Annotated in this window: 25 protein-coding genes; 11 read left to right on the top strand and 14 right to left on the bottom strand. The window is 69.6% G+C overall.

Going from position 1 to position 25707, the window contains the following annotated elements:
• Positions 1-8 precede the first annotated feature (8 nt).
• A complete protein-coding gene (locus AC57B5_RS17055; RefSeq protein ID WP_034389903.1) occupies positions 9-1007 on the top strand; it encodes an L-threonylcarbamoyladenylate synthase in 999 nt (332 codons plus the stop codon).
• A 15-nt stretch (positions 1008-1022) separates the two neighbouring features.
• Here AC57B5_RS17055 and AC57B5_RS17060 read toward each other — a convergent pair whose 3' ends face one another.
• Entirely contained in the window at positions 1023-1919 is an 897-nt protein-coding gene (locus AC57B5_RS17060; RefSeq protein WP_496399975.1) for a MurR/RpiR family transcriptional regulator, read from the bottom strand.
• A gap of 100 nt (positions 1920-2019) precedes the next feature.
• Between AC57B5_RS17060 and AC57B5_RS17065 the strand changes: the two genes are divergently transcribed.
• The 4 genes from AC57B5_RS17065 (at position 2020) to AC57B5_RS17080 (ending at position 6946) form a co-directional block, all read left to right on the top strand.
• Positions 2020-3993: a bifunctional 5-dehydro-2-deoxygluconokinase/5-dehydro-2-deoxyphosphogluconate aldolase gene (locus AC57B5_RS17065; protein WP_496399976.1), complete on the top strand. Its 1974-nt coding sequence runs from the start codon at positions 2020-2022 to the stop codon at positions 3991-3993.
• A gap of 62 nt (positions 3994-4055) precedes the next feature.
• Positions 4056-4859, top strand: coding sequence for a 5-deoxy-glucuronate isomerase (iolB, locus tag AC57B5_RS17070; RefSeq protein ID WP_496399977.1), 804 nt, complete (start codon positions 4056-4058; stop codon positions 4857-4859).
• 44 nt (positions 4860-4903) lie between these two features.
• A complete protein-coding gene (locus tag AC57B5_RS17075) occupies positions 4904-5923 on the top strand; it encodes a Bug family tripartite tricarboxylate transporter substrate binding protein (RefSeq protein ID WP_012202915.1) in 1020 nt (339 codons plus the stop codon).
• Between the two features lie 42 nt (positions 5924-5965).
• On the top strand, positions 5966-6946 hold the full coding sequence (locus AC57B5_RS17080) for a Bug family tripartite tricarboxylate transporter substrate binding protein (RefSeq protein WP_183017304.1): 981 nt from the start codon (positions 5966-5968) through the stop codon (positions 6944-6946).
• Positions 6947-6956: 10 nt separating this feature from the next.
• On the opposite strand, the gene AC57B5_RS17085 is transcribed toward AC57B5_RS17080, so the two are convergent.
• Complete coding sequence (locus tag AC57B5_RS17085; protein WP_496399978.1) at positions 6957-7931, bottom strand: LysR family transcriptional regulator; 975 nt, start codon at positions 7929-7931, stop codon at positions 6957-6959.
• A gap of 82 nt (positions 7932-8013) precedes the next feature.
• On the opposite strand from AC57B5_RS17085, the gene AC57B5_RS17090 reads away from it, so the two are divergent.
• Positions 8014-9552, top strand: a complete 1539-nt coding sequence (locus AC57B5_RS17090) for a CoA-acylating methylmalonate-semialdehyde dehydrogenase (RefSeq protein ID WP_496399979.1) — start codon at positions 8014-8016, stop codon at positions 9550-9552.
• Between the two features lie 64 nt (positions 9553-9616).
• On the opposite strand, the gene AC57B5_RS17095 is transcribed toward AC57B5_RS17090, so the two are convergent.
• The 3 genes from AC57B5_RS17095 to dacB form a co-directional block, all read right to left on the bottom strand.
• Complete coding sequence (locus AC57B5_RS17095; RefSeq protein WP_013804492.1) at positions 9617-10288, bottom strand: OmpW/AlkL family protein; 672 nt, start codon at positions 10286-10288, stop codon at positions 9617-9619.
• A 31-nt stretch (positions 10289-10319) separates the two neighbouring features.
• Positions 10320-11453: an SGNH/GDSL hydrolase family protein gene (locus AC57B5_RS17100; RefSeq protein WP_496399980.1), complete on the bottom strand. Its 1134-nt coding sequence runs from the start codon at positions 11451-11453 to the stop codon at positions 10320-10322.
• A 252-nt stretch (positions 11454-11705) separates the two neighbouring features.
• A complete protein-coding gene (dacB, locus tag AC57B5_RS17105) occupies positions 11706-13241 on the bottom strand; it encodes a D-alanyl-D-alanine carboxypeptidase/D-alanyl-D-alanine endopeptidase (protein ID WP_238003595.1) in 1536 nt (511 codons plus the stop codon).
• 102 nt (positions 13242-13343) lie between these two features.
• Here dacB and tsaB point away from each other — a divergent pair, with 102 nt between their 5' ends.
• The 4 genes from tsaB (at position 13344) to corA (ending at position 16700) form a co-directional block, all read left to right on the top strand.
• Complete coding sequence (tsaB, locus tag AC57B5_RS17110; protein WP_088166335.1) at positions 13344-14084, top strand: tRNA (adenosine(37)-N6)-threonylcarbamoyltransferase complex dimerization subunit type 1 TsaB; 741 nt, start codon at positions 13344-13346, stop codon at positions 14082-14084.
• The gene (rimI, locus tag AC57B5_RS17115; protein ID WP_496399981.1) at positions 14081-14611 is read left to right on the top strand and encodes a ribosomal protein S18-alanine N-acetyltransferase; all 531 of its coding nucleotides are present in this window, start codon (positions 14081-14083) and stop codon (positions 14609-14611) included. Before tsaB ends, rimI begins: the two co-directional genes overlap by 4 nt.
• Complete coding sequence (locus tag AC57B5_RS17120) at positions 14602-15540, top strand: uracil-DNA glycosylase family protein (RefSeq protein ID WP_207475798.1); 939 nt, start codon at positions 14602-14604, stop codon at positions 15538-15540. The genes rimI and AC57B5_RS17120 overlap by 10 nt, the downstream gene beginning before the upstream one ends.
• Before the next feature lie 173 nt (positions 15541-15713).
• Entirely contained in the window at positions 15714-16700 is a 987-nt protein-coding gene (corA, locus tag AC57B5_RS17125; protein WP_013804498.1) for a magnesium/cobalt transporter CorA, read from the top strand.
• Positions 16701-16734: 34 nt separating this feature from the next.
• On the opposite strand, the gene AC57B5_RS17130 is transcribed toward corA, so the two are convergent.
• The 3 genes from AC57B5_RS17130 to AC57B5_RS17140 are packed head-to-tail and all read right to left on the bottom strand — an operon-like array spanning position 16735 to position 18965.
• Positions 16735-17130, bottom strand: coding sequence for a RidA family protein (locus AC57B5_RS17130; RefSeq protein ID WP_043822535.1), 396 nt, complete (start codon positions 17128-17130; stop codon positions 16735-16737).
• Positions 17120-18262, bottom strand: coding sequence for a DSD1 family PLP-dependent enzyme (locus tag AC57B5_RS17135; protein WP_496399982.1), 1143 nt, complete (start codon positions 18260-18262; stop codon positions 17120-17122). The genes AC57B5_RS17130 and AC57B5_RS17135 overlap by 11 nt, the downstream gene beginning before the upstream one ends.
• A 28-nt stretch (positions 18263-18290) precedes the next feature.
• Positions 18291-18965 (bottom strand): HAD-IA family hydrolase, encoded by a 675-nt coding sequence (locus AC57B5_RS17140; protein ID WP_496399983.1) that lies wholly within the window; start codon positions 18963-18965, stop codon positions 18291-18293.
• A 72-nt stretch (positions 18966-19037) separates the two neighbouring features.
• Between AC57B5_RS17140 and AC57B5_RS17145 the strand changes: the two genes are divergently transcribed.
• Positions 19038-19946: a LysR family transcriptional regulator gene (locus AC57B5_RS17145; RefSeq protein WP_496399984.1), complete on the top strand. Its 909-nt coding sequence runs from the start codon at positions 19038-19040 to the stop codon at positions 19944-19946.
• A 6-nt stretch (positions 19947-19952) separates the two neighbouring features.
• Here the strand turns inward: AC57B5_RS17145 and AC57B5_RS17150 are convergent, their stop codons facing one another.
• The 6 genes from AC57B5_RS17150 to AC57B5_RS17175 form a co-directional block, all read right to left on the bottom strand.
• Complete coding sequence (locus AC57B5_RS17150; RefSeq protein ID WP_099752337.1) at positions 19953-21248, bottom strand: MFS transporter; 1296 nt, start codon at positions 21246-21248, stop codon at positions 19953-19955.
• A gap of 29 nt (positions 21249-21277) precedes the next feature.
• The gene (locus AC57B5_RS17155; protein WP_496399985.1) at positions 21278-22345 is read right to left on the bottom strand and encodes a porin; all 1068 of its coding nucleotides are present in this window, start codon (positions 22343-22345) and stop codon (positions 21278-21280) included.
• Positions 22346-22422: 77 nt separating this feature from the next.
• Positions 22423-23382, bottom strand: a complete 960-nt coding sequence (locus tag AC57B5_RS17160; RefSeq protein WP_496399986.1) for a PDR/VanB family oxidoreductase — start codon at positions 23380-23382, stop codon at positions 22423-22425.
• The gene (locus AC57B5_RS17165; protein WP_012202896.1) at positions 23379-24404 is read right to left on the bottom strand and encodes a Rieske 2Fe-2S domain-containing protein; all 1026 of its coding nucleotides are present in this window, start codon (positions 24402-24404) and stop codon (positions 23379-23381) included. The genes AC57B5_RS17160 and AC57B5_RS17165 overlap by 4 nt, the downstream gene beginning before the upstream one ends.
• 24 nt (positions 24405-24428) lie before the next feature.
• Complete coding sequence (locus AC57B5_RS17170; protein WP_012202895.1) at positions 24429-24650, bottom strand: recombinase-like helix-turn-helix domain-containing protein; 222 nt, start codon at positions 24648-24650, stop codon at positions 24429-24431.
• A 38-nt stretch (positions 24651-24688) separates the two neighbouring features.
• Entirely contained in the window at positions 24689-25666 is a 978-nt protein-coding gene (locus AC57B5_RS17175; protein ID WP_199135944.1) for a Bug family tripartite tricarboxylate transporter substrate binding protein, read from the bottom strand.
• Between the last annotated feature and the right edge of the window lie 41 nt (positions 25667-25707).

Here is a 25707-nt window from a genome sequence, read left to right on the forward strand (position 1 = left end):
CCCGCGCGATGATTCTCGATGGAACGTTGGCGGCCTCTGTCCAGGCCGCCGCACAGGCGCTGCAGCGCGGCGAACTGCTGGGCCTGCCCACGGAAACCGTCTACGGCCTCGCGGCCGATGCCGACAACGACGCGGCCGTCGCGCAGATCTTCACCGCCAAGGGCAGGCCGCCCAACCATCCGCTCATCGTGCATGTGGCCGACAGCGGCGCCATCACGCGCTATGCACGCGAAGTGCCGCTGTTCGCACAGCAGCTGATCGACGCCTTCTGGCCCGGCCCGCTGACCCTGATCCTGCCGCGCCTGCCCCAGGCCGCCCGGGCCTCGACCGGCGGCCAGGACAGCGTGGGCCTGCGCTGCCCCTCCCACCCCGTCGCCCATGCCGTGCTGGCCGCCTGCCAGCAGCTGCAGCCGCCCGTCTGGGGCGTGTCGGCGCCCAGCGCCAACAAGTTCGGCCGCGTCAGCCCCACCACGGCAGCCCATGTGGCCGGCGAGTTCGGCGACACGCTGCTGGTGCTGGACGGCGGCGCCTGCGAAGTGGGAATTGAATCGACCATCGTGGACTGCACGCGCGGCGTGCCCGTGCTGCTGCGCCCCGGCGCCATCACGCGCGACGATATCGAGCGCGCCTGCGGCCAGCGCCCCCTGTCCAAGGAAGAGCTGCAGGAGAACACGCCACGCGCCTCCGGCACCCTGCTGGCCCACTACGCGCCCAACGCCCAGGTGCGCCTCATGGACGCAAAGCAGCTGCAGGCCGGGCTGGACGTGCTGGGCGCCGACGCCAGGAACCTGGCCGTCTACCACCGCACACCGCTGCGCACCGCCTCGCGCGCCGTCACGCTGCGCGCCATGCCCGCCGACGCCGCCGCCACCGCGCGCGAGCTGTTCGGTGCCCTGCGCGACTTCGATGAAGTCGGCGCCAGGCTGATCTGGATCGAGACCCCGCCCGACACGCCGGACTGGGAAGGCGTGCGCGACCGGCTGCTGCGCGCGGCGGCGGCCGGATAACACCAACACCCTCTTCTAAGGCTTGCGGGAAGGCTCGTACGCCAGCTCCATCCGGTAGGCCAGCGCCAGGAACAGCGACTGCGCCAGGGTCAGCGTGCTGGTCAGGGAGCGAAAGCCGAAAGTGGCTGCGTCCTGGGCCAGCAGGGTGACGGTGGCGCGGGATGCCAGGGGGCTGAGCTGGCTGTCGGTCAGCGCCAGCAGGCGCGCGCCGCGTGCCAGGGCCGCGTCCACCATTTCCAGCGTTTCGGGCGCATAGGGCTCGAAGGAGACGGCCAGCATCACGTCGCCGGGCGCCAGCGCGCGCAGCTCGCCCTTTTGCATGGCGCCCAGGCCGTGCAGCCAGTGCACGGGCTTTTCGGTGTGCTGCAGAGCATAGGCCAGGTAGGCGCCCACGGGGAAGGCGCGGCGCGAGGCGGCCAGCCACAGCGAGGGAGCATCCAGCATGAGGTCCACCGCCGCCTCGAACTGCTCGGGCGGCAGGCCGCGCTGCAGGGCCTGCAGGCTTTCGATGCTGCCTTCGATGACCTCGTGCGCCAGGCGCGCGCTGCTGCGAGGCTCGTTGCCCGAGGCGATCAGGCCCCGGATGCGGTCCTGGTAGTCATGCTGGGCCGAGAGCTGGCGCGCCGCATCGGCGCGGAACAGCGCCTGCAGTTCCGAGTACCCCGAGAACCCGAAATGCTTGGCAAAGCGCACCACGGCAGAAGGCTGCACGCCACATTGCTCGGCCGTGGCCTGGATGCCGTCGAAGGCCAGGCGATCGCCCTGCATTTCCACATGGCGGCCGATGGCCTTGAGCTGGCGGCTCAGGGCCTCGAAGCCTTCGCGCAGCACGGTGAGGAAGGCGGCGCGGTCGGCGTAGGGGCCGGCCAGCGAGGGGGCGCCTGCATCGCCAAGGTTTTTTCTATTTTTCATATATATGGAAAACTTTTTCTATTTCGATCTATGATCGTATGCACGCAACGATTATGGACAGGCCCGCACGCGGGTGTCCGCAACGCACAGGCCTATGACGATGAGCATGCTGAACTTTCCCTCCGACCGGCCGCTGGACGTGGCCTGCCTGGGCCGACTGGCCGTGGACCTTTACGCGCAGCAGATCGGCTGCAGCCTGGAGGAGGCCGGCAGCTTTGCCAAGTACCTGGGCGGCTCCTCCGGCAACATGGCTTTCGGCACGGCGCGCCTGGGGCTGCGCTCGGCCATGATTTCGCGCGTGGGCGATGAACAAAATGGCCGCTTCCTGGTCGAGACGCTGCGCCGCGAGGGCTGCGACACCAGCCAGGTGCAGGTCGATGCCCAGCGCCTGACCGGCATGGTGCTGCTGGGCATCAAGGACCAGGAGACCTTCCCCCTGCTCTTCGCCCGCGAGAACTGCGCCGACATGGCCCTGGACGCCGAGGCCATCAGCGAGGCGTTCCTGGCCCGCTGCCGCTGCCTGGCCATCACGGGCACCCACCTGAGCGCACCCGGCGTGCTGGCCGCCAGCCGCAAGGCACTGGAGATGGCAGGCCGCCACGGCCTGGTGCGCGTGCTGGACATCGACTACCGGCCCGTGCTGTGGGGCCTGGCCGGACGGGGCGACGGCGAGACGCGCTATGTGGCCAGCGCCGAGGTCAGCCGCAGGCTGCAGGCCGAGCTGGGCCAGTTCGAACTCATCATCGGCACCGAAGAGGAATGGCTGATCGCCGGCGGCGTGGAGGGCGACCTGATCGCCAGCCTGCGCCGCGTACGCGAATGCAGTCGCGCCGTCTTCGTGGTCAAGCGCGGGCCGCTGGGCTGCTCGCTGATCGAGGGCGAGGTGCCCGATGCGATCGCCGATGCGCCCACGGTGCTGGGCGAGCGCGTGGAGGTGCTCAATGTGCTGGGCGCGGGCGATGCCTTTGCCTCGGGCCTGCTGTCCGGGCTGCTGCGCGGCAAGAGCCTGGAGGAATCTGCGGCGATTGCCAACGCCTGCGGCGCCATCGTGGTCTCGCGCCATGGCTGCGCGCCGGCCATGCCCACGCAGGCCGAGCTGGCGCACTGGTTCTCGGGCCACCGCCATCCGCGTCCCGACCAGGACCCCGAGCTGTCCCACCTGCACCGCGTCAGCCGCGCGCGGCCGCAGTGGCCCGCGCTGTGCGTGCTGGCCTATGACCACCGCAGCCAGTTCGACGATCTGGCGCGCGAGGCCGGCGCAGCGCCCGCGCGGCTGCGCCCGCTCAAGCGGCTGATCAACGAGGTGGTCGCCCAGGTCGAGCGCGATCCGGGCAACGCGGGCCGCATGGGCGTGCTGATCGACGGCCGCCATCACCTGGGCGAGGCCGCGCTGCACGACGCCACGGGACGCGGCTGGTGGATAGGCCGGCCCATCGAGCTGCCGGGCTCGCGCCCGCTGCGCTTTGACGGCACGGACTCGCTGGCTTCCGAGCTGCTGCACTGGCCGCAAAGCCATACCGTCAAATGCCTGGTGTTCTACCACCCCGACGACACGCCTGCACTGCGCGCCGAGCAGGATGCCTGGCTGCAGCAGGTCTGGACCGCCACGCGCGCCAGCGGCCATGAGCTGCTGCTGGAAGTCATCCCGCCAAAGGACACGCTGGCGCCCGACGACCGGGGCGAGGCCGTGCTGCGCGCCATACGCCATTTCTACGACCTGGGCCTCAAGCCCGAATGGTGGAAGGTCGGCACCATGGCGCGCGAGAACTGGGAGGCACTGGACGCCCTGGTGAACGAACGCGATCCCTGGTGCCGGGGCGCCGTGATCCTGGGGCTGTCCCAGCCCGTGGAGCAACTGGTGCAGGGCTTTGCCCAGGCGCGGGCGCCCGTGGTCAAGGGTTTCATGATCGGCCGCAGCGTCTGGGCCGGACCCGCGCTGCAGTGGCTGCGCAACGAGCTGGACGACGCCGCGCTGCGCGATGCCGTCGCCGCCAACTTCCGCGCGCTGATCGCGGGCTGGGATGCCAGCCGCGTGGCCGCGCGCCAGGACATCACCGAAGGAGCTGCGGCATGAGCCCCCGCCCGGCCGCTCCGAAGGGGGCTCGCACCGCAGCCCGTGAGGGCGAAGGTCTCCCAATGAGCCTTCTCGTCAAGGCCGCGCCCGGCCGCGTCGTCACCGACATCACGCCCGCCAGCGCGGGTTGGAAGCACATCCACTTCAAGGCCCTGAGGCTGCAGGCGGGCGAGGTGGAGGCGCTGTCCACCGGCCCGCTTGAATACTGCATCACCGTGCTCACCGGCCAGGTGGACGTGCAGGTCGGCAGCCAGGCGTTCAGCGCCCTGGGCAGCCGCTCCAGCGTGTTCGAGGAGAGTGCGCCCACGGCCGTCTACGTGCCGCCCGGCCAAAGCCTGCGCATCACGGCGCGCGGCCCGGCCGACATTGCCTTGAGCGCCGCACCCGCCACGGGCCGCCATGCCACGCGCGTGATCGCGCCCGAAAGCATGCGCCGCAGCGTGCGCGGCCAGGGCAGCAACACGCGCCATGTCTGCGACATCCTGCCCGAGACCGAGGCAGCCGAGTCCCTGCTGGTGGTCGAGGTCATCACGCCCGCAGGCAACTCGTCCAGCTATCCGCCGCACAAGCACGACAGCGCCGACCCCGCCGCGCCGGACGCCGAGACCGTGCTGGAGGAAACCTACTTCCACCTGCTCAACCCCAGCCAGGGCTTTGCCTTCCAGCGCGTCTACACCGATGACCGCAGCATCGACCAGGCCATGGCCGTGGAGCACCGCGACACCGTGATGGTGCCGCGCGGCTACCACCCCTGCGTGGCCCCGCACGGCTACGACCTCTACTACCTCAACACCATGGCCGGGCCCGAGCGGCGCTGGGCCTTCCGCAACGACCCCGCGCACGAATGGATGCTGCGGCCGCGCTGACGCACGGCGCAACAGACACCCATAAAAACCACCGGAGACAAAAAATGCTGTTCAACCCAATGGCCCTGCACCGCCAGGCCTGGCTTTCCTGCGCCCTGCTGACGCTGGGCATGGGCACCGCCCAGGCGCAATCCGCCCCAGCCCCGTCCTCCCAGAGTGCGCCAGCCTGGCCCACCCAGCCCGTCAAATGGGTGGTGCCCTACGCACCGGGCGGCACCACCGACGTGATCGCGCGCCAGCTGGCCGTGCAGATGGGCAAGGACCTGGGCCAGCCCGTGGTGGTGGACAACCGTCCCGGCGCGGCCAGTATCATCGGCGCCACGCTGATCGCACGCGCCCCGGCCGATGGCTACACGCTGGGCACGGCCGACTCGGGCACGCTGGCCTTCAACCCCGCCATGTATGCGCGCCTGAGCTATGACGCGGGCAAGGACTTCAGCTACATCGGCGGCCTGGGCCGCATGCCGCTGGTGCTGGCCGTGCATCCGTCCTTCCCTGCGAAGAACGTGCAGGAATTCCTGGCGATGGCGCGCAAGGAGCCGGGCGGCATCTCCTCGGCCTCGTCGGGCCCGGGCTCGCCGCTGCACGTGGCGCTGGAGCTGTTCAAGCAGCGCACGGGCACCCAGATCCTGCACGTGGCCTACAAGGGCTCGGCCCCGGCGCTGCAGGACCTCATGGCCGGCCAGATCCAGTCCATGTTCGTGGACCTGCCGCCCAGCATCTCGGCCATCCGCGCGGGCAAGCTGCGCGTGCTGGCCGTGGCCACGCCCCAGCGCCTGCCCATCCTGCCCGACGTACCCACCATGGCCGAGGCCGGCGTGCCCGGTTTCGAAGCCTATGCCTGGCAGGGTTTCGTCGGCCCCGCCCACCTGAGCCCCGCGCTCACCGAGCGCCTGAACAAAAGCCTGGCCACCGCCCTGCGCCACCCCGAAACGCGTGCCAAGCTCGAAGAGATCGGCATACAGCCCATGGAGATGACGCCGCAGCAGTTCGCAGGCTTCGTGCGCTCGGAACAGGCGCTGTGGAGCGGCGTGATCAAGGCCGCCAACATCAAAATGGATTGAAGCGCAGACATCGCCACATAAAAAAGATCCCGGAGACAAGCCATGACCCTCGCATCCCGCCGCCAATTCATCCACTCGCTGGCCGCCCTGGCCGCAACGCCGGTCCTGCCCGCCATGGCGCAGGCACCGGCCGGCGCCTGGCCCCAGCGCCCCATTGAACTCATCGTGCCCTTTGCCGCTGGCGGCGGCACCGACGTGCTGGCACGCGCGCTGGCCGAGGTGGCGCGCAAGCACCTGCCGCAGGACCTGATCGTGCTCAACCGCGCAGGCGCCAGCGGCGCCGTGGGCTGGACCGAGCTGGCCAATGCCCGGCCGGACGGCTACAAGATCGGCATCATCACCGTAGAGCTGACCATGATCCCGCACATGGGGCTGACCAAGATCAGCTCCGACGCCCTGCTGCCCGTGGCCCGCCTGAACGCCGACCCCGCCACCATCGCCGTGCGTGCCGACTCGCCCTATCGCAGCATCGAGGAACTGATCGCCGCCGCGCGCAAGGACGAGGCCGCGGTGCGCATCGGCAACGCCGGCCCGGGCTCGCTGGGCCACCTGGCCGCCGCCGCGCTGCAGGACAAGGCGGGCGTGAAGTTCAACCACGCGCCCTACCGCGGCGCCAACCCTGCCGTGCTCGACCTGCTGGGCGGCCACATCGAGGCCGTGGCCGTCACGCCCGTGGAGGTGGCCACCTATGTGGCGGCCGGCAAGATCCGCCCGCTGGCCATCATGGCCGAGCAGCGCATACAGGCCGGCTGGGAAGCCGTGCCCACGCTCAAGGAGCGCGGCATCGACCTGCTCATCGGCGGCTGGCGCGGCCTGGCCGTGCCCCGCAACACGCCCGACGCCGTGGTCCAGACCCTGCGCAAGGCCATGGCCCTGACCCTCAAGGACCCCGCCCTGCGCGAAACCATGGCCAAGCAGAACATGGGCGAGGGCTACCTGGACCAGCCCGAATTCAAGGCCGTGATCGACCGCGACAACGCGGTGTTCAAGCAGCTGGTGGACAAGCTGGGGATCAAGGCCTGAGGGCTCGCCCTCACCGAATGAACCCCGCCGCAAACGACGCCCGCAGGAACTCCACGAACACCGCCACCGCGCGCGGCACGTGGCTGGCGTAGGGGCGTATCGCGAACAGGTGTTCGCCGAAGGCATCAACGGGCCGCCAGCCGGGCAGCACCTCGCGCAGATGGCCGGAGGCCAGGCCCGACTGGGCGCTGAAGTCAGGCACCAGGGCGATGCCCAGGCCTGCCATGGCGGCGTCGCGCAGCATTTCGCTGTTGTTGGCGGCAAAGCCGCCGGCCACGGGCACGACGGTGCGTACTGCGTCTGCACTGGCGTCTGCACCGGCGTCCGCACCGGCATCGGCGGGCACGAAGCTCCAGGCCATGGCGTCCTGGGTGCGCGGGTAGTGCAGGCACTGGTGCGCGGCCAGGTCCTGCGGGGTGGCCGGGGTACCGTGCGCGGCCAGGTAGTCCGTGCTGGCCACCAGCAGCGAGCGCGTTGGCGCCAGCGCCCAGGCCACATGGGTTTCGGGCGGGGTGGAGGCATGGCGCACGGCGATGTCGAAGCCCTCCATCGCCAGCGAGCGCAGGTGGTCAGACAGGTCCAGCTCCAGCCGGATCTGCGGATGGGCACGCAGGAAGGCCGGCAGCCGGGGCATGAGCTGCTGGCGCGAGAAGGCCACGGGCGCGGTCACGCGCAGCAGGCCGCGCGGCTCGGCCGCCAGGTCGCGCACGCCCGCAAAGCTGTCGGCGATGTGCTCGAAGGCACCGCGCGTCTCGTCCACCAGGCGCTGCCCCGCTTCGGTCAGGCGCACGCTGCGCGTGGTGCGTGTGACCAGGGCCACGCCGGCCGCGCGCTCCAGCTCGGCCACGCGCTGGCTCATGGCCGCCTTGCTCACGCCCAGGCGCGCGGCGGCCGAGGTGAAGCTGCCTTGCTGCTCCAGCACGACCAGCCAGTGCAGGTGGCTCCACAAGGCCTCGGCCTTGGCATCGGTTTTTTCATTTGCCATGCAGGGATTGTTCAGCAAAATGAACAATCAATTCAAGCGCAGCGCCTAGGCAGGCCGAAGGCGCACTCCTAGACTGGCTGGCATGAACACCGCAAACACCTCCTTCGCTTCCATCGTCCATTACGTCAACGGCCAGCGCACGGCAGGTGCCAGCGGCCGCGAGCAGGACGTGACCAACCCGGCCACCGGCCAGGTCACGGGCCGCGTGGCCCTGGCCTCGCGCGCCGATGTCGATGCCGCCGTGGCGGCCGCCCAGGCGGCCTTCCCCAAGTGGGCCGACACGCCGCCGCTGCGCCGGGCGCGCGTGATGTTTCGCTTCCTCGAGCTGCTCAACCGGCACAAGGACGAACTGGCCCACGCCATCACGGCCGAGCACGGCAAGGTCTTCACCGATGCGCAGGGCGAGGTCAGCCGCGGCATCGACATCGTGGAGTTCGCCTGCGGCATCCCGCAACTGCTCAAGGGCGATTTCACCGATCAGGTCTCCACCGGCATCGACAACTGGACGCTGCGCCAGCCGCTGGGCGTGGTGGCGGGCGTGACGCCGTTCAACTTCCCCGTGATGGTGCCGATGTGGATGTTCCCGGTGGCCATTGCGGCGGGCAACACCTTCGTGCTCAAGCCCAGCCCCATCGATCCCACGCCCTCGCTGCTGATCGCCGACCTGCTCAAGCAGGCCGGCCTGCCCGACGGCGTGTTCAACGTGGTCCAGGGCGACAAGGAAGCCGTGGATGCGCTGATCGAGCATCCCCAGGTGAAGGCCGTGAGCTTTGTCGGCTCCACGCCCATTGCCAACTACATCTATGAGACGGGCGCGCGCCACGGCAAGCGCGTGCAGGCCCTGGGCGGCGCCAAGAACCACATGGTGGTCATGCCCGACGCCGATATCGAGCAGGCCGTGGACGCACTGATCGGCGCCGGCTACGGCTCGGCCGGCGAGCGCTGCATGGCCATCAGCGTGGCCGTGCTGGTGGGCGATGTGGCCGACCAGCTGCTGCCGCGCCTGATCGAGCGCACCAAGGCGCTGAAGGTGCTGGACGGCGAGGACCTGGCTGCGGAAATGGGCCCCATCGTGACCCGCGCCGCGCACGAGCGCATCAGCGGCTACATCGACCTGGGCGTCAAGGAAGGCGCGCAGCTGCTGGTCGATGGCCGGGGCTTCGACGGCAAGGCGGCCGGCGCCGCCACGGGCACCGACACCTCGGGCGGCTTCTGGCTGGGCGGCACGCTGTTCGACCATGTCACGCCCGACATGCGCATCTACAAGGAAGAGATCTTCGGCCCCGTGCTGGCCGTGGTGCGCGCCAAGGACTTCGCCGAGGCCGTGCAGCTGGTCAACGACCATGAGTTCGGCAACGGCGTGGCCTGCTTCACGCGCGACGGCAATGTGGCGCGCGAGTTCGGCCGCCGCATCGAGGTCGGCATGGTCGGCATCAACGTGCCGATTCCCGTTCCCATGGCCTGGCACGGCTTCGGCGGCTGGAAGCGCAGCCTGTTCGGCGACATGCATGCCTACGGCGAGGAAGGCGTGCGCTTCTATACCCGCCAAAAGAGCATCATGCAGCGCTGGCCCGAGAGCACGCCCAAGGGCGCGGAATTCGTGATGCCCACGGCCAAGTAGGCGCAGGCCCGCTCCATGAAAAAACCAGCCCGCGGGCTGGTTTTTCTTTGGGGACTGCGACCTGTCAGAAGCGGTATCCGATGCCGATGGCGTAGACGTTCGGGTTCAGCTTGAGCGACACGCTCTGGCCCGAGGACAGGTGTGCCGTGGTCTTCAGGAAGCTCTTGTAGTAGGCCACGTCCAGGAACCAGCGCTCGTTGAAGTTGTAGACGAAGCCGATCTGGGGCGTCAGGCCCCACTTGCTGTCCACCGAGGCCGTGGTGGGGTTGGCCAGCGTGCCGCCGGTCAGGCCGTTGAGGGAGGCCGTGGTGCGCTCGCCGAAGAACTTGGCATAGGTCACGCCCAGGCCCAGGTAGGGGCGGAAGGCGGAGTTGGCCTCGCCGAAGCGGTACTGCGCGAACACGGTGGCGGGCAGCACCTTGGTGCGGCCGAGCTTGCCCGTGCCAGAGATGGCGCCATCGCCCACGAAGTCGTGCTTGAACGGCAGGCCCATGGGCACGTCGATGGCCCAGTTGTTGGTGACCATGTAGGTCACGCCGCCCGTGAGCTGGCTGTTGGCCTTCACGTCCACGCGGGTGTCGGGGAAGCTGGGCGTGCTCAGCCAGCCGCTGCTGGTCTGGGGATCGATGCGCGTGGCGCCCAGGCGCACGCTCCAGGTGCCGGCGGACTGGGCGGTGGCGGCCATGCAGGCCGTGGCCATCGCCACGGCGGCGGTGATACGCAGGAATGTCTTCATGGATGTGTCTCCTCGTGCTGCGTGTCTGCTATCACAGCCAGCCGGCGCGGGCCAGGGTGCGGGAGGCCAGCTGGCTCATCTGCTGGTGGCCATAGGGCGTGGGGTGGAAGCTGTCGGCAAAGGCATAGCTCTTCCACCAGTTGGCGCTGGTCTCGCCCACGGGAATGGAGGCGGACAGCGCGGCCTCGGTGCAGGTCGGGAAGCTGTAGGTGGGCAGGCCGTCGGCGCCCACGCCGGTGGCCGGGCAGGCCGCCTTTTTCACGTTGGTGTAGGCGTACTGGGCGGGGTCGGCCATCTGCTGGCGGAACTCGCTGTAGAAATCGATGATGGCCACGCGGCTCTCGCCCGTGAAACCGGCCGCGACCTGCTGGTTGAAGGCCTTGACCCAGCCGTCGAACACGGTCTCCAGCTGCGCGGCGGCGGCCGAGCCCTGCTGCTGGGCCACGGACTGCAGCACCAGCTGGAAGCGCGGCGTCAGCGTGATGGCGGGCACGTTGAGGATGGCCACGCGCGTGGCGCCCTTGCCCAGCACATTGGTCTGGATGCTGGAGACAAAGCCCTTGGCCAGGTTCTGCATGTACAGGCCACCGGCCTGGGCCATGCCGGTCTGGCCCTGCTGCAGCAGCGCGCCCAGCGTGGCCGCGTCGATCTTGGTGGACAGCAGCGCCTTGAAGTTGGCGCCCTGGTCCCTGGAGGCGGCCAGGAAGGCGCCGATCACATCGGCCGCGTCATTGGCGCCGCCGTCGATCACCGCCAGGTCATCGGCCGTGAAGCCTGCCGCGCCGGCCAGCAGGATCTGCTGCGTGATGGAGATGGGCGCCGTGGGCGCGCTGGTGTAGTTGATGCGGCCGCCGCCCACGGCGTAGTTGTTGCACGAGGTGTTGGGCGTGAAGGCCGTGCCGTTGAAGCGCGGGCACAGGGAGATGTTGTACAGGCCCGCCACGCGCTCGGCCCAGACCTGGTTGGAGCCGGCGCCCGTCAGCGTGGCGTTCTGCACGGTGAACTTGTAGCCGAAGGTGCCGCTGTCGGAGAGGCTGTCGCCCATCACCTTGACGGAAGTGATCTTGGCGCGGGGGGTGGTGTCGGCGCCGCTGCCGCCGCCGCAAGCGACCAGCAGGCCGGCCGTGGCCAGAGCGGCCGCGAGGATTCGATAACGATTTGCCAAGATGGAATCTCCGTGAAGTGTTATGAATAGCACGACCGTGCTTTTTTGCTAAAGCCATCGTAACGACACTTGCGCATTGGCGACACCGGGCAACTACGGATAGAAATCGCACGCCGACAAGGCAATTCGCACGCGGGCGAACAGACGATAAGGACCGCCGCATCGCCCGTGGGTAGGACAACGCCCTTGCTGGGAAAACAATGAAAAAGGGCCTGCGAAAGCAGGCCCTGCACAAGACGCGAAGGCGCCCGATCAGCGGTCGCGCGCCGTCCAGTCCACCAGCGCATCCCAGGCCGCGCGCGCGGCCGGGGCGTTGGTGTGGTTGGCCATGGCCACCAGCACGTAGCGGCGGCCGCTGGCCCCGTCCACATAGCCGGCCAGGGCCGAGGCGTCGCGCAGCGTGCCGGTCTTCAGATGCGCCATGCCCTGGGCCCGGCTGAGGCTGCGGCGCAGCGTGCCATCCACGCCGACGATGGGCATGGAGGCCACGAACTCCGGCATCACCGGCGAGGCCCAGGCCTGCTGCAGCATGCGGCCCAGGCCGGAGGCGGTGATGCGCGCCTCGCGGCTCAGGCCGGCGCCGTTGTCGGCCACAGGCTGCTCGGCCGCGCCCCAGCGCGCCTGCCACCACTGGCCCAGGGCCTGGCGCGAGGACTCGAAGCTGGCCACGCCCGTGCGCTGCATGCCCATGGTCAGGAACACCTGCTGGGCCATGACGTTGTTGCTGTACTTGTTGATGTCGCGCACCACCTCGGCCAGCGAAGGCGATTCGCTCTGGAATGCTGGCTGCAGCCCGGCCGGCACGCGGCCGTCGTGCACGGTGCCGGTGAGCTTGCCGCCCAGCTCGCGCCACATGCCCTCGATGGCGCGGGCCGCGAAGGCCTCGGGCTGGGCCGGCGCCAGCGACCAGCTCTTGTCGCCGCAGCTGGCCGGGAACGGGCCGGCAAAGGCGATGCGCAGCGGGTCGGCCATGTCCAGCTGCAGACGGGCGCGCCAGTCGCCGCATTCGCTGCCGGCTGGCGCCAGCGGCACGGTTTCCTGCTGCTGGATGCCGGCCAGCGGCGGATCGTATTGCAGCCGCGCCACGCCCGCCGCCGCGTCGGGCGTGAAGCCCACGGTCACGGCCTTGTAGTTGACCAACAGCGCGTCGGGCGCCACGTTGTAGGGGCGCCAGGGCTCGTTGTCGAAGGTGGCCGCGTCATGGCCGCTCACGGAAAACGCGCTGCGGTCCAGCACGATGTCGCCCACGATGACCTTGATGCCCATGCCCTGCAGGCGGCGCAGCATCAGCCACAGCCGCTCCATCACGAGCTTGGGATCGCCCTGGCCCTGGATGTACAGCGGCCCGCGCAGCACGCCGTCCTGCACCGGCCCGCCCAGGAAGACGGGCGTGCGCCAGACATGCGCGGGACCCAGCTGGTCCAGCGCCGCATACGTGGTGACCAGCTTCATGACCGAAGCGGGGTTCATGGCCACGTGGCTTTGCCAGTCCAGGCGCGGGGCGGCCCGGCCATCGACCTCGACCACCAGGGCCGAGACCGCGTCGCGCGGCAGCTTGGCGCGCGCAAGCGCCGCCTCCACGGCCGGGGGCAGCCGGCTTTCGCGTGCAGTCTTGGTGGACAGCGAGGCCGGCGAGGTGGGCGCATCTGCCTGGGCGCTTGCCACGCCGGGCAGGACAGACGCCGCCAGCAGCGCGGCCGCCAGGCACTGGCGTGAACGCGGCGTTCCGAGTGAGAAGGCGGAGGAAATCGAGGAAATAAGGGAAGAAGACGTCGAAAGATGCAACATGGCCGGCAAGTCTACGCCGGTCATTGCAGCCCTGCCGGGCGCGGGACGGGCGGGGCACCGATAATCCTGCACTTGCTGCGGCACCGCCGCCTGCCCCAAGCCATGAATCTTCTTGCCCTAGACACCAGTACCGACACCCTCTCCATCGCCGTGCAGCGCGGCGATGCCGTCTGGGAGCACAGCGGCCCCGGCGGCCCGCAGACCTCGACCGAGCTGATCCCCGCCATCCTGGCGCTGATGGCCCAGGCCGGCCTGGAATTCGCCGAGCTGCAGGCCATCGTCTTCGGCCGGGGTCCGGGCTCGTTCACGGGCCTGCGCACGGCCTGCTCCGTGGCCCAGGGGCTGGCCTTTGCCGCCCGCGTGCCCGTGCTGCCCATGGACAGCCTCCTGGCCGTGGCCGAGCAGGCCCGCATGCAATACGGCTGCACCGACCTCATCGCCGTGATCGATGCGCGCATGAACGAGGTCTACCACGCCGCCTACCACTGGGCCGACGGCCGCTGGAACGACATTGGCGAGCAAAGCGGCGACTTCGGCCTGTGCGCGCCCGAGGCCCTGCAACTGCCGCCCGGCACCGTGGTGGCCGGCAACGCCCTGGCCGCCTACGGCGAGCGCCTGGCGCCCCAGGCCAGCCACCTGGCCGCCCTGCCCACCGCCGCCGCCATGCTGCGCCTGGCCCCGGCCCTGCTGGCGGCCGACCGCGCCTTGCCGGCCGACCAGGCCCTGCCGCGCTACATCCGCGATAAAGTCGCGCAGACCACGGCCGAGCGGGAGGCTGCCAAGGCGGCCGCCGCGCTGGCCCTGGCCACGCCCACTCCAGAGGCCACCCCACCCGCACCATGAGCACGCACACGCCACAGCCCTCGCGGCCGCAGCCGCCCCTGACCGACGCCCCGGCTCCGGCGCCGGAGCGGGACAGCGTGCGCTTCGAGCCGCTGAACGTGCTGTCGCTCGACATGCTGCTGCCCGTGGAGCAGCAGGCCTACTCGCATCCCTGGTCCCGTGGCAACTTCATCGATGCCATGGCGGCCGGCAATGAAGCGCAGCTGCTGGTCGATGCGCGAGGCGAACTGGTGGGCTACTTCGTCGCCATGATCGTGCTCGACGAGGTCCACCTGCTCAACATCACCGTGGCCCCGTCGCGCCAGCGCCAGGGCTGGGCCCGCATCCTGCTGGACGCGCTGGCCCTGTGGGCGCGCCAGCGCAAGGCCCAATGGATCTGGCTGGAAGTGCGCGAGAGCAATGTCCGCGCACGCAGCATCTACGCCGCGCATGGCTACCAGGAGGTGGGCCTGCGCAAGAACTACTACCCCATGCACGACGGCCCGCGCGAGCATGCCGTGCTCATGAGCCTCAAGCTATGGCCCTGAATCTAGACACCCGCCAGCGGGCCATGCTGCACGCCATGGGCATCACCGTCTGGCTGCCCGAGCCCGAGACCGCACCCGCCGTGCTGTCCGAGGCCCTGGCTGCGCCCGCCGATGCGCCTGCAGCGGCGCCCCTGGCAGATCCGCCGGCGGCCCGCCCCGTGCCGCCGCCCGTGCAGGAGGCGCCCCCCCCGGCGCCTGCTGCACGGGCGCCTGTCGCCGCGCCAACGCCCGCACGCGTTCAGGTGCCTGTTCAGGCGCCTGTCCAGGCGCCGCCGCCTCCCGCACCCGTCATTCCCGAACGCGAACGCCCGCCGCGCCGCTACGTGCAGCAGCCCGTGGCCGGCGCCCCGGGGCTGGGCTGGCGGCTGGGCCCCGTGCGGCCCGTTTATGCGGCAACGCCGCCTGCCGGTGATGGCGGCGAAGGCGGCTGGCTGATCCTGCTGGAGCCGCCCGCCAACTCCCTGCCCCTGCCACCCGCCCAGCGCCCCGGCCCCGACTGCGCGCGCACCGCGCTGGAAGGCGACGCGGCCCGGCTGCTGGACAACATGCTGCGCGCGCTGAACCTGCAGGACCATCCGCGCCTGTACAGCGCCGCCCTGCACCGCGTGCAGCCTGCGGCCGAAGGACAGGAGGCGCCCGAGGTACCGGCGCTGCAGCCATCGCTGGAGGCGCTGCTGCGCGATCTGCGCCCGGCCTGCGTGCTGGTGCTGGGCCTGGCCACGGCGCGTGCCGTGCTGCAGCGCCAGGAGGCGCTGGGCCGCCTGCGCGCCGAGCCGCACCGCATTGCGGGCGTGCCCGCCGTGGTCAGCTACGACCCCAACTACCTGCTGCGCGCGCCCCAGGCCAAGGCTGGCGCCTGGGCCGACCTGTGCCATGCCCAGGCTTTTGTGACAGGCCGCCAGATGCCCCCTGGAGCCGCTTCCGAATAGCGCAGCCGGCCCGCATGCTGCAGCGCAACGCTGCATAATCCAACGCTTTGCATCTTGGAGAAAGCTCCGTGGAAACCTACCCCAGTTGGTAGCTTTCAACTCCCGGTTGGCCTGTGGGGTTGAAAGCACCTCCGATACCCCGCACGCCTGAGAAGAACACCTGGAGTGAGCCTATGCTCAACATCTTTACGCTGGCCAATGGCCGCCTGGTTCAAGAAGAGATCGAGTCGCTGGAGGAGCTGTCCCGCTTCAAGCCGATCTGGGTGGACCTGGAGTCGCCCACGGTCGAGGAAAAGCGCTGGATCAAGCAGCACTACGAGCTGTCCATCCCCGAGGATGCGATGGACGACGACATCGAGGAATCGGCCCGCTTCTACGAAGAAGACAACGGCGAGCTGCACATCCGCAGCGACTTCCTGATCGACGATGACGAGGACCCGCGTTCGGTGCGCGTGGCCTTCATCGTCAACGAGCACAACAAGAACCTGCGCAGCTGCGGCGTATTGTTCTCCATCCACGACGAGGACGTGCCGGTCTTTCGCCTGCTGCGCATGCGCGCACGCCGCGCGCCGGGCCTGATCGACGAGGCCAAGGACGTGCTGCTCAAGCTCTTCGACGCCGACGCCGAATACTCGGCCGACACGCTGGAGCGCATCTACGACGACCTCGAAAAAGCCAGCCAGATGGTGCTGTCCGGCGACGTGACCGACGACGTGGCCCGCGAGGTGCTGGGCGCCATTGCGCGCCAGGAAGACTTGAACGGTCGCATCCGCCGCAACGTCATGGACACGCGCCGCGCCGTCAGCTTCATGATGCGTTCCAAGATGCTCAATGCCGAGCAGTTCGAGGAAGCGCGCCAGATCCTGCGCGACATCGAATCGCTGGACAGCCACACGGCCTTCCTCTTCGACAAGATCAACTTCCTGATGGATGCCACGGTCGGCTTCATCAACATCAACCAGAACAAGATCATCAAGATCTTCTCGGTGGCCAGCGTGGCCCTGCTGCCGCCCACGCTGATCGCCAGCGTCTACGGCATGAACTTCAAGTTCATGCCCGAGCTGGAATGGGAGTTCGGCTATGTCTACGTCATCGGGCTCATGGTGCTCAGCGCCGTGGGGCCCATGCTCTACTTCCGCAAGCGCGGCTGGCTGAAGTAGCGGCAGCCGGCCCCCCTCGGGCCGGAACACCTTCTCAGGCCAGCGCCACGGCCTCGATCTCCACCTTCAACCCGAAATGCAGCGCCCCCGTGGGCACCACGGCGCGCGCGGGCCGGTGCGCGCCGGCCCAGTCCGCGTAGATGCGGTCGAAGGCCGGCCAGTGCGCCATGTCGTCCAGGTACACGCGCACCTGCAGCAGCCGCGGCACACCGCTGCCGGCCAGCTCCAGCGCCGCTGCCAGGTTGGCCAGCGCCTGCCGGGCCTGGTCCTCGAAACCGGCATCCACCAGGCGCGTGCCGTCGGGCCGTATGGGCAGCTGCCCTGACACGAAGACCAGCCCCTGGCCCGTGGCCGTGTGGCTGTAGTGGCCGCCCGGCGCAGGCAGGTTCGGCGATGCATGGCGCAGATCGATCCCGTTTTCACCAGCCATGGAGCCGCTCCCAGGTTTGCACCGAGCCATCTGCCGCCAGCGCCTGGTAGGCCGGGAACTGCGCGCCCGTGGCGCAGGCATGGTTGGGCAGGATGCGCAGCCGCGTGCCCAGGGGAAAGCGCGTGGCGATGTCGGCCTCCGCCGTGCCATCGGCCCGGGCCAGGATGCCGTGCTCCTGGTTGGCGCCCGTGAGCACGAAGCCCGGCATCACCCGCCCCTGCAGGTCGCAGACCTGGCCGTAGCCGAAATCCTGCTTCTGCCGGGCCGTTCCACGGTCGCGGCTCATGGCCATCCAGCCCGCGTCCACGATGGCCCAGCCCTTGTCGGCCTGGTGGCCGATCACGGTGGCCAGCACCGACAGCGCCACGTCCTCGGCCGTGCACACGCCGATGTTGCGCATCACCAGGTCGAAGAACACGTAGACGCCTGCGCGCACCTCGGTCACACCGTCCAGCCGGCTGGCCGCCAGCGCCGTGGGCGTGGAGCCCACGCTGACCACGGGGCACGGCAGGCCGGCCGCGCGCAGGGCCTCGGCAGCCTGCACGCAGCCGGCGCGCTCGCGCTCGGCCAGGGCCTGCAGCGCCTCGGGCGTGTCCAGCTCGTAGCTGGAGCCCGCATGCGTGAGCACGCCGCCCAGGCGCATGCCACCGTCGTGCAGCGTGCGGCCAATGGCCAGCAGCAGCGGCGTATCGTCTGCGCCCACGCCGGAGCGGTGGCCGTCGGTGTCGATCTCTATCCACACCTCGAAGGCCTCGCCCTGCTCGCGGCCGAACGCGGCAATGGCCTGGGCCGCCGCCACGCTGTCCACGATGAGCTTGAGATCGCAGCCGCGCCGGCGCAGTTGCAGCGCATGCGGCAGGCGGTGCGGCGCCATGCTGACTGCATAGAGGATGTCTGTGGTGCCTGCCGCAAAGAACTCCTCGGCTTCCTTCAAGGTGGAGACCGTGATGCCCGAGGCCCCGGCCGCACGCTGCGCGGCGGCCACGGGCACGCTCTTGCTGGTCTTCACATGGGGGCGCAGGCGCACGCCCTGCGCGTCCATGCGCTGCTGCATGCGGGCGATGTTGCGCTGCATGCGGTCGAGGTCGATCACGGCAGCGGGCGTGTCCAGCGTCAAAAGAGTGTCTTGCATGGCGGCTCCTGAAAAAGACTTGGCACAGTCAGCGGCCTGCGGCAAAGCCGCGCAGCCAGGGCAAGGCGGGGTCCAGCGTGGAAGCTTCAGCTTCGGCGGCAGGCGCTCCATCGGGCCGTGACAGACCCACGCGGTTGTGCCAGAAGGTGCGCAGGCCCACGGCCGAGGTGCCGAACAGGTCATAGCCCGAACCGGCCACGAAGGCGGCCTGGTCCGCAGGCAGCCCCAGCCGGTCCAGCGCCAGCTGGTAGGGCCGGGGGTCGGGCTTGTAGAAGCCCGCTGCTTCCGAGGTCACCACCACGTCCCAATCCACGCCCAGCAGCGCGGCGGCACGCTGACCCAGGCGCTCGGAGCAATTGGTCACCACGGCCAGGCGGCAGTGCGGGCGCAGGGCGGCCAGCAACTCGCGCGCGCCGTCCCAGGGCTGCAGCTGGTCCCATTGCGCCTCCAGCCGGTCGGCGGCCGAGGCGGGCAGGCCCCGGTTGCGGGCCGCGTCGCGCACCAGGTCTTCATAGGGCTGGTAGGCGCCGCAGCCATAGGTCAGGCGCAGGTACTCGGCGCGCCAGTCGCGCCCTGCGGCCTCGCTGCCGGCAGCGCTGTTCCAAACCGTCCAGGAGTCGAGCAAGGCGGTCAGCAGGTCAAAAAGCACGGCACGGGGCCAGGCGGCGGCGGTCGGTTCCGTCAGTGGGGCTGGGGTGTTCATGGCCTGGAACTGTACGGATGGAACCTGTGCTCGTGGTTAAATCCGCCGTCATCAATCGTTAAAGCAAATTGAATGATTGCCATCGAAGACCTGCAGCTTGCCGCCGCCCTGCTGCGCGAAAGCTCGCTGAGCGCCGCAGCCCGTGCGCTCGATGTGACGCCGCCCGCCCTGTCCATGCGGCTGCGCCGGCTGGAGGCCGAACTGGGCCTGTCCCTGGCCAACCGCAGCGCGCGGCGCCTGGCGCTGACGCCCGAGGGCGAGCGCTTCGCCCGCGAGGCCGTGCGGCTGCTGGGCCAGATCGAGGAGCTGCGCGACTCGCTGCACGGCGATGCCCGCCAGCTGGGCGGCACGCTGCGCATTGCCGCGCCCTTTGGCTACGGGCGCAGCCGGCTGGCCCCGGCCCTGGTGCCCTTCACGCGCCAGCACCCGCAACTGAAACTGCAGCTGGACCTGCGCGAAACGCCCTTCCCCGACCGCCACGATGCCGACGCCGTGGTCCACATCGGCGCGGTGCGCGACTCCTCCTGGGTGGCGCGCGAACTGGCTGCCAACGACCGCTGGCTGTGCGCCAGCCCCGACTACCTGCGCCGCCACGGCACGCCCGCCACGCCGCGCGAATTGCTGCAGCACGCCTGCATCTGCATCCGCGAGAACGAGGAGGATGTGACGCTGTGGCACCTGCGCCCCGCCGCCAGCCGGCGTGCCGCGGACGGCCAGACCCTGCGCGTGACGCCGTCCTACGTCACCAACGATGGCGGCGTGGCCCGCCACTGGGCCGAGCAGGGCCTGGGCCTGGTGCTGCGTTCGCAATGGGACATGGAGCAGGCCGTTGCCGAGGGCCGGCTGGTGCGCGTGCTGCCCGACTGGCATTTCGGCAGCGCGCCCGTCACCCTGCTGGTGCCCACGCGCAAGGGACGCACGGCGCGCGTGCAGGCCCTGGTGACGTTTCTGGAGCAGTGCGCCGCAGCGGGCGCGCTGTAGTGCAGGTCAGGCCGTGCGCGCGGACCTGTCCCGGGCATCGCTGGCACTGCCGGTGCCCTGGCCGCGCTCGCGCAGCCACAGCACCAGGCCGCAGACCATGACCACGAGTTGCGTGCCCACCAGCAGGCTGAAGCCTGCGACGAACCCGCCACCGGCCGAATGCGAGGTCCAGCCGATGACGGCGCCCATGAGCGCGGGCATGAAGCCCGCCACCAGGGTCGCCGTGCCGTTGACGACGCCGTAGGCGCTGGCCACATGCTCGGGCCGCGCGCAGTACTGCACGGTGCTGGGAATGGCCGGGCTCATCAGGCCCCAGCAGAAGTTGGCGGCGATCAGGCAGTAGGCCGCCGCGTAGCGGTCGTCCATGTGGATGGCCAGCCAGATGGCCAGCGCCAGGCCCAGGCTGCCGCCGACGAAGATCAGCGGCACCTGGCGGCGCGGCAGGCGGTCGATGACGATGCCGCCGACCAGCACGGCCAATACCGTGGCGTACTGCGGCAGCGAGGCCAGCCAGCCCATCTCGCGCAGCGAAAAGCCGCGCGACTCCAGATAGGCCGGCAGCCAGTTGCTGCTGCCCCAGAGGTAGGAGAAGAAGGCCGCCGACAGCACGGCTACCAGCACCAGATAGCGCGTGTGCATGGCGCCGCGCACGATCTGGCCGACCTGGCCCACCGCCTCGCCCAGCGAGCGCGGGCGCGGCATGCCGGTGTCCACGCGGGGCATGCGGATGAAGGCCAGCACCAGCGGAATGCCGATGGCCACATTGATCAGGCCCAGCACATGGAACGAGGTCTGCCAGTCATGGCCGGCCACCAGGTAGCCGATCAGCGGGTAGCCCACCGCCAGCCCCAGGCCCGTGCCCATGTTCACGAAGGAGTTGGGCAGACCGTTCTCGTGGCTCTGGAAATGCGCCTTGATGTAGCTGCCCGCCAGCGAGTACAGCGGTCCTTCGGAGATGCCCAGCAGGATGCGCGAGGCCAGCAGCAGGCCGTAGCTGTTCATGGCCGGGGACAGAAAGGACACGGCGCCCCACAGCAGCAGGCCGACCACCAGGCTTCGGCGCACGCCGAAGAGCGCCGCGCAAAACGGCGTCAACACGAAGGAAGAAACGCCGTAGCCCACCATGAAGGCCGTGGCCAGCAGGCCCTGGCGCGTGCGGTCGTCGTGCGTCAGCCCGATGTGGTCCAGAAATCCCTGGTCGAGGATGAGGATCGAAAGGTTGATCCGGTCCACATAGGAGATGGCGACGATGATGAAGAGGCTGATCACCCCCCACCAGCGGGCCGCACGCATATCTTTCATGGCAAGTCTCTATCGCCCGATGGGCTGTATCAGAAGAAGTGGCGCACGCCCACCTCGAAGCCGGAGGAGCGGCCGCCCAGCGTGGTGCCCGGGACCGACAGGCCCTGCACGCCGATGGACTTGGCCGCGCCGTCCTTGTTCTTGAGGAAGGCCACCGTGCCGTAGACCTGGGTGCGCTTGGACAGGTTGTGCCCGTAGCCCACGCTGATCTTGTTCCAGTCGGCATTGCTGCCGTCGGTGTTGTAGTGGCCGTAGGAGGCCTTGAACTCGCCCATGCCCACGGGCGCGGTCACGCCCAGCTGCAGGGCGGTGACCTTGAGGGCGCCGCGCTTTTCGCTGGCCCACAGCAGCATGGGCTTGACCACGCCGAAGTCCCAGCTCAGGCCCACGTTGCTGGCCGTGAGGTTGGTCGCATCGCTGTCGCCATAGAACTTGCCCGTGGCCAGCGCGCCGTTGAAGGGGCCCTGGCGGTAGCCGAAGCGCAGGCCGCGGTAGTCGCCCTGGTTCTTGTTGGGCGCGCTGCGCGCCTGCTCGCCCATGGCCACCTGCACCTGGCCGTAGAAGCCGCCCAGGTTCTGCGGCAGGAAGTAGCTGACCGCGTTGCTGATCTGGATGGGCGCGCCGCCCGTGGCCGTGCCCGTGCCGGGAATGCCCAGCATGGTGAAGCCCATGGTGCCGCCCACGCCGTTGGTGAGGAAGGGGTCGAAGATCAGCGTGCTCAGGAAGGTGGCCGAGTCATCGCGGCCCAGGCGCACTTCGCCGAAGTCGCCCGACAGGCTCACGGTGGAGCGGCGGTTGAAGCTCAGGCCGCCACCGCTGGCCTTGCCCGAGCCGCTGTCCACGTCCATGCCCGCCTCCAGCCAGAAGCCCGCACGCAGGCCGCCGCCCAGCTCTTCCGTGCCGCGAAAGCCGAGGCGGCTGATGTTGGCGCCGCCCGTGGACAGGCCGGTCTTGGAGGGGCCGGAGCCGTTCAGGTGCGTGACGCCGACATCGACGACGCCGAAGATCTCGACCTTGGACTGCGCCGAAGCGGCACCGGGCAAGGACGCCAGGCAGGCTAGCGCCACGCCCAGCATGGGCGTATGGATGGTTTTCATGGGGTTGTCTCCTCTGGGGTGGTGGCTTGGGGGGCTTGGGGGTGGTGGGTTGTTGCCGTGCAGGTCTGATTGCCTGCTCAGATATCGAGCACTAAACGTTCGCTCTTGCAGCCGGAAACGCAGACCATCATCACTTTGTTGCTGGCCTTTTCCTTGGGGCTGAGCACCGAGTCGCGGTGGTCCGGAATGCCTTCGAGCACGCGCGTCTCGCAGGAGCCGCAGACGCCTTCGCAGCAGCTGTGGTCCATCTGGATGCCGGCATCCAGCAGGGTGTCGAGCAGCGACTTCTCGGGCGTGATCTCGATGAAGCGGCCGCTGCGCTTGAGCTCCACCGTGTAGTTGCTGCGCGCATCGTCGGCGGCCTTGACCTCCACGGGCGTGAAGCGCTCGACGTGGGCGTTGGCGTGGCCCAGCTCGGCGCAGAACTTCTCGAAGGCGTCCAGCATGGGCGTGGGGCCGCAGGCGTAGTGGTGCGTGCCCGCGTCGGGCTGGCGCCGGGCCAGCAGTGCGCGCAGGTCGGGCGGGCCGCCGGCCTCGCTGTCGAAGTGCAGGTGCAGCGGCATGCCCAGCGCCTGCAGCTCTTCCAGGAAGGCCGCGCCCTTGCGCTCGCGGGCGAAGTACAGCATCTCGAACGAGCGGCCCTGGCCCTTGAGCCGGCGCGCCATGCACAGCAGCGGCGTGATGCCGATGCCGCCGGCCACCAGCACGGTGTGCGCGGCGCCTTCGTCCAGCGCGAAATGGTTGCGCGGCTCGGAGATGGTGATGGGCATGCCCACGCGCAGCGACTCGTGCACGCAGCGCGAGCCGCCGCGGCTGGCGCGGTCGCGCAGCACGCCGACCACGTAGCGGTGGCGCTCCTCGCTGGGGTTGCTCAGCGAGTAGCTGCGCACCAGGCCGTTGGGCAGGTGCAGATCGATGTGCGAGCCCGGCGTGAAGGCGGGAAGCTCCCCGCCTGCCACGGGCCGCAGGTCCACGCTGATGGTGTCCTGGGCCTCGAAGCGCAGCGTGTGCACGAAGGCCTGGAGGTTGGTGCTCATGATGCGGCGCCTTCGTCGATCTGCTCCTGGGCCAGGCGGCGCAGGTGGCGGCGCAGGCGCACCAGGCCGATGTCGTGCTGGTAGAGGTTCTCGCGCTCGTTGGCGTCCAGCTCCATCTGCTCCATCATGATCCGGTCCTGCTCCAGCACGGCCCAGTGGCGCGCCTCCAGGCGGTTGCGGTACAGGAAGCGCCAGGTGTCGCGCATCCAGCCCTGCACCTTGCGGCAGCGCCAGAAGAACACGGCGCACAGGTCGGCGCTGATGGGCGTGACGCAGGCCACGATGGCGAAGTTGCCGCCGGGGCCGCCGGTCTTGGGGTACGGAATCTCCAGGCGCATCCAGTGCACGCCCGTGCTGCCCCACTCGGTCCAGTCGAAGTTCACGCCGCGCTGGCCCACCTTCTCGAAGACGAAGCCGTCATCGGTCTCGCGCACCTGGAACGTGGCCTTGCTGTCGCCCTCGGCCATGGAGTGCGACTGCTTGTGCAGGAAGGTGCCGTGCATGGGGTCCATGACGTTGTCCAGCGCATAGCGGTAGTCGCTGCGCCACTCGGCATAGCACAGGAAGTTGGAGTACTCGGGCGAGGTCAGCTCCTCGGGCAGCGTGAACTCGGGCGCCTCGTCAACGGCCTTGTCGCTGTTGTAGAGAAAGATGGCGCCATGGGCCTCGCGCGCATGGAAGGCCAGCGCCGCGCGCGAGCCTTCGAGCTTGCAGCCGGGGCTGCCGGGGACCTTGGTCACCGTGCCGTCGCCGCGCACTTCCACGCCGTGGTAGGGGCAGGCCAGGCGGTCGCCCAGGATCACGCCCTGCGACAGCGGCGCGCCGCGGTGCGGGCAATGGTCTTCCAGCGCGTGGACCTGGCCGGCGGCATCGCGCCACAGCGCGATCTTGCGGCCGAAGCGGCGCACCGACACGGGCTGGGTCTTCACGAAGTCCGAGGGGCAGACCGCGTACCAGAGGTTCTTCAGGCCTTTGTTGAGCAGGCCGTCCACCGGATCGATGGTGATGGTTTGTACGTTCATGGGGCTCTCCAGTCCTGCTCGGTATCAATAGCCCAGCCGCGCCATCAGCGCCTGGAAGCTGTCTTCGGTCCAGGCCTGGCCGTTCTCGCCGGCGGGGCCGCTGCGGTTGAGATAGGCCACCAGTTCGGGCAGGGTCTGCACGCCTTCGCCGAAGGCGCGTTCGATGGAATCGCCCAGCAGGTCTTCCATCAGGGTGGGGGCACGTTCGCGCGCCTGGTGCGGCTCGAGATAGCGATCAGCGGCCATGGTTCTCTCCTTCGAAAACTGTCTTGTGTGGGGGGTGCTCAATCAGCCCTGATATCCAGGTCTTTGATGAGCTTGCCGAAGCGGTTGAAGTCCGCTGCATTGGTCTTCTCAAGCCTCGCGGGATCGCCGCCTGCGGGCAGCGCGCCGAAGGTGGCCATCTTGGAGACCACGTCGGGCATCTTCAGGATCTCGTTGAGGTGCGTGTTCAGCAGCTTCACGGTCTCGGGCGACATGCCCTTGGGGCCGAACAGGCCCTGCCATGCGGACACTTCCACGTCCTTGACGCCCAGCTCGGCCAGGGTGGGCACATTGGGGGCCAGCGCGCTGCGCTGGCTGTCTGCCACGGCCAGGGCGGTGACCTTGCCACCGATGTAGGGCGCAATCGGGCCCCAGGTCATGAAGGTCGTGGGCACATGGCCGCCGATCAGGTCGTTGACGGCGGGTGCCACGCCCTTGTAGGGAATGTGGGCGATGCGCGTGCCGGCGGCGCGGTTGAACATCTCGCCCAGGATGTGCATGGGCGAGCCGCTGCCGGGGCTGGCGTAGGTCAGGCCGTCGCGCTTGCCCTGGGCGATCAGGGTCTTCATGTCCTTGATGCCCGAGGCCTGGTTGGTGGCCACGAACATGGGCTGCACGCTGGTCTGCACGATGGGCGTGAAGCCGTGCAGCACGTCGTAGCTGGAGCCCGAGGCCGTCTTGAGCACGAACTGCGCAATGGCGAAGGTATTGGGCGCCAGCAGCAGGGTGTAGCCGTCCGGCGCGGCCTTGGCCACATGCACGCTGCCGATGGTGCCGCTGGCACCGGGGCGGTTGTCCACCAGCACGGGCTGGCCCAGGCGCGTGGACAGCTTCTCGGCATACAGGCGCGCCATGGCATCGGTGTCGCCACCGGCCGGATAGGCCACGATGATGGTGATGGGCTTGGCCGGATAGGCCTGGGCCATCGCGGTGCCGGACAGCGTGGCTGCAGCCAGGAATGCAGCGGCAAGAGAAACCTGGCGACGTGTCTTGTTCATGGGGAGGCCGTGGGGTGGTTGGGTTGTGGGGGTAGGCCGTC

This window comes from Delftia sp. BGA-UO-ETr-SB1 (assembly GCF_059567865.1).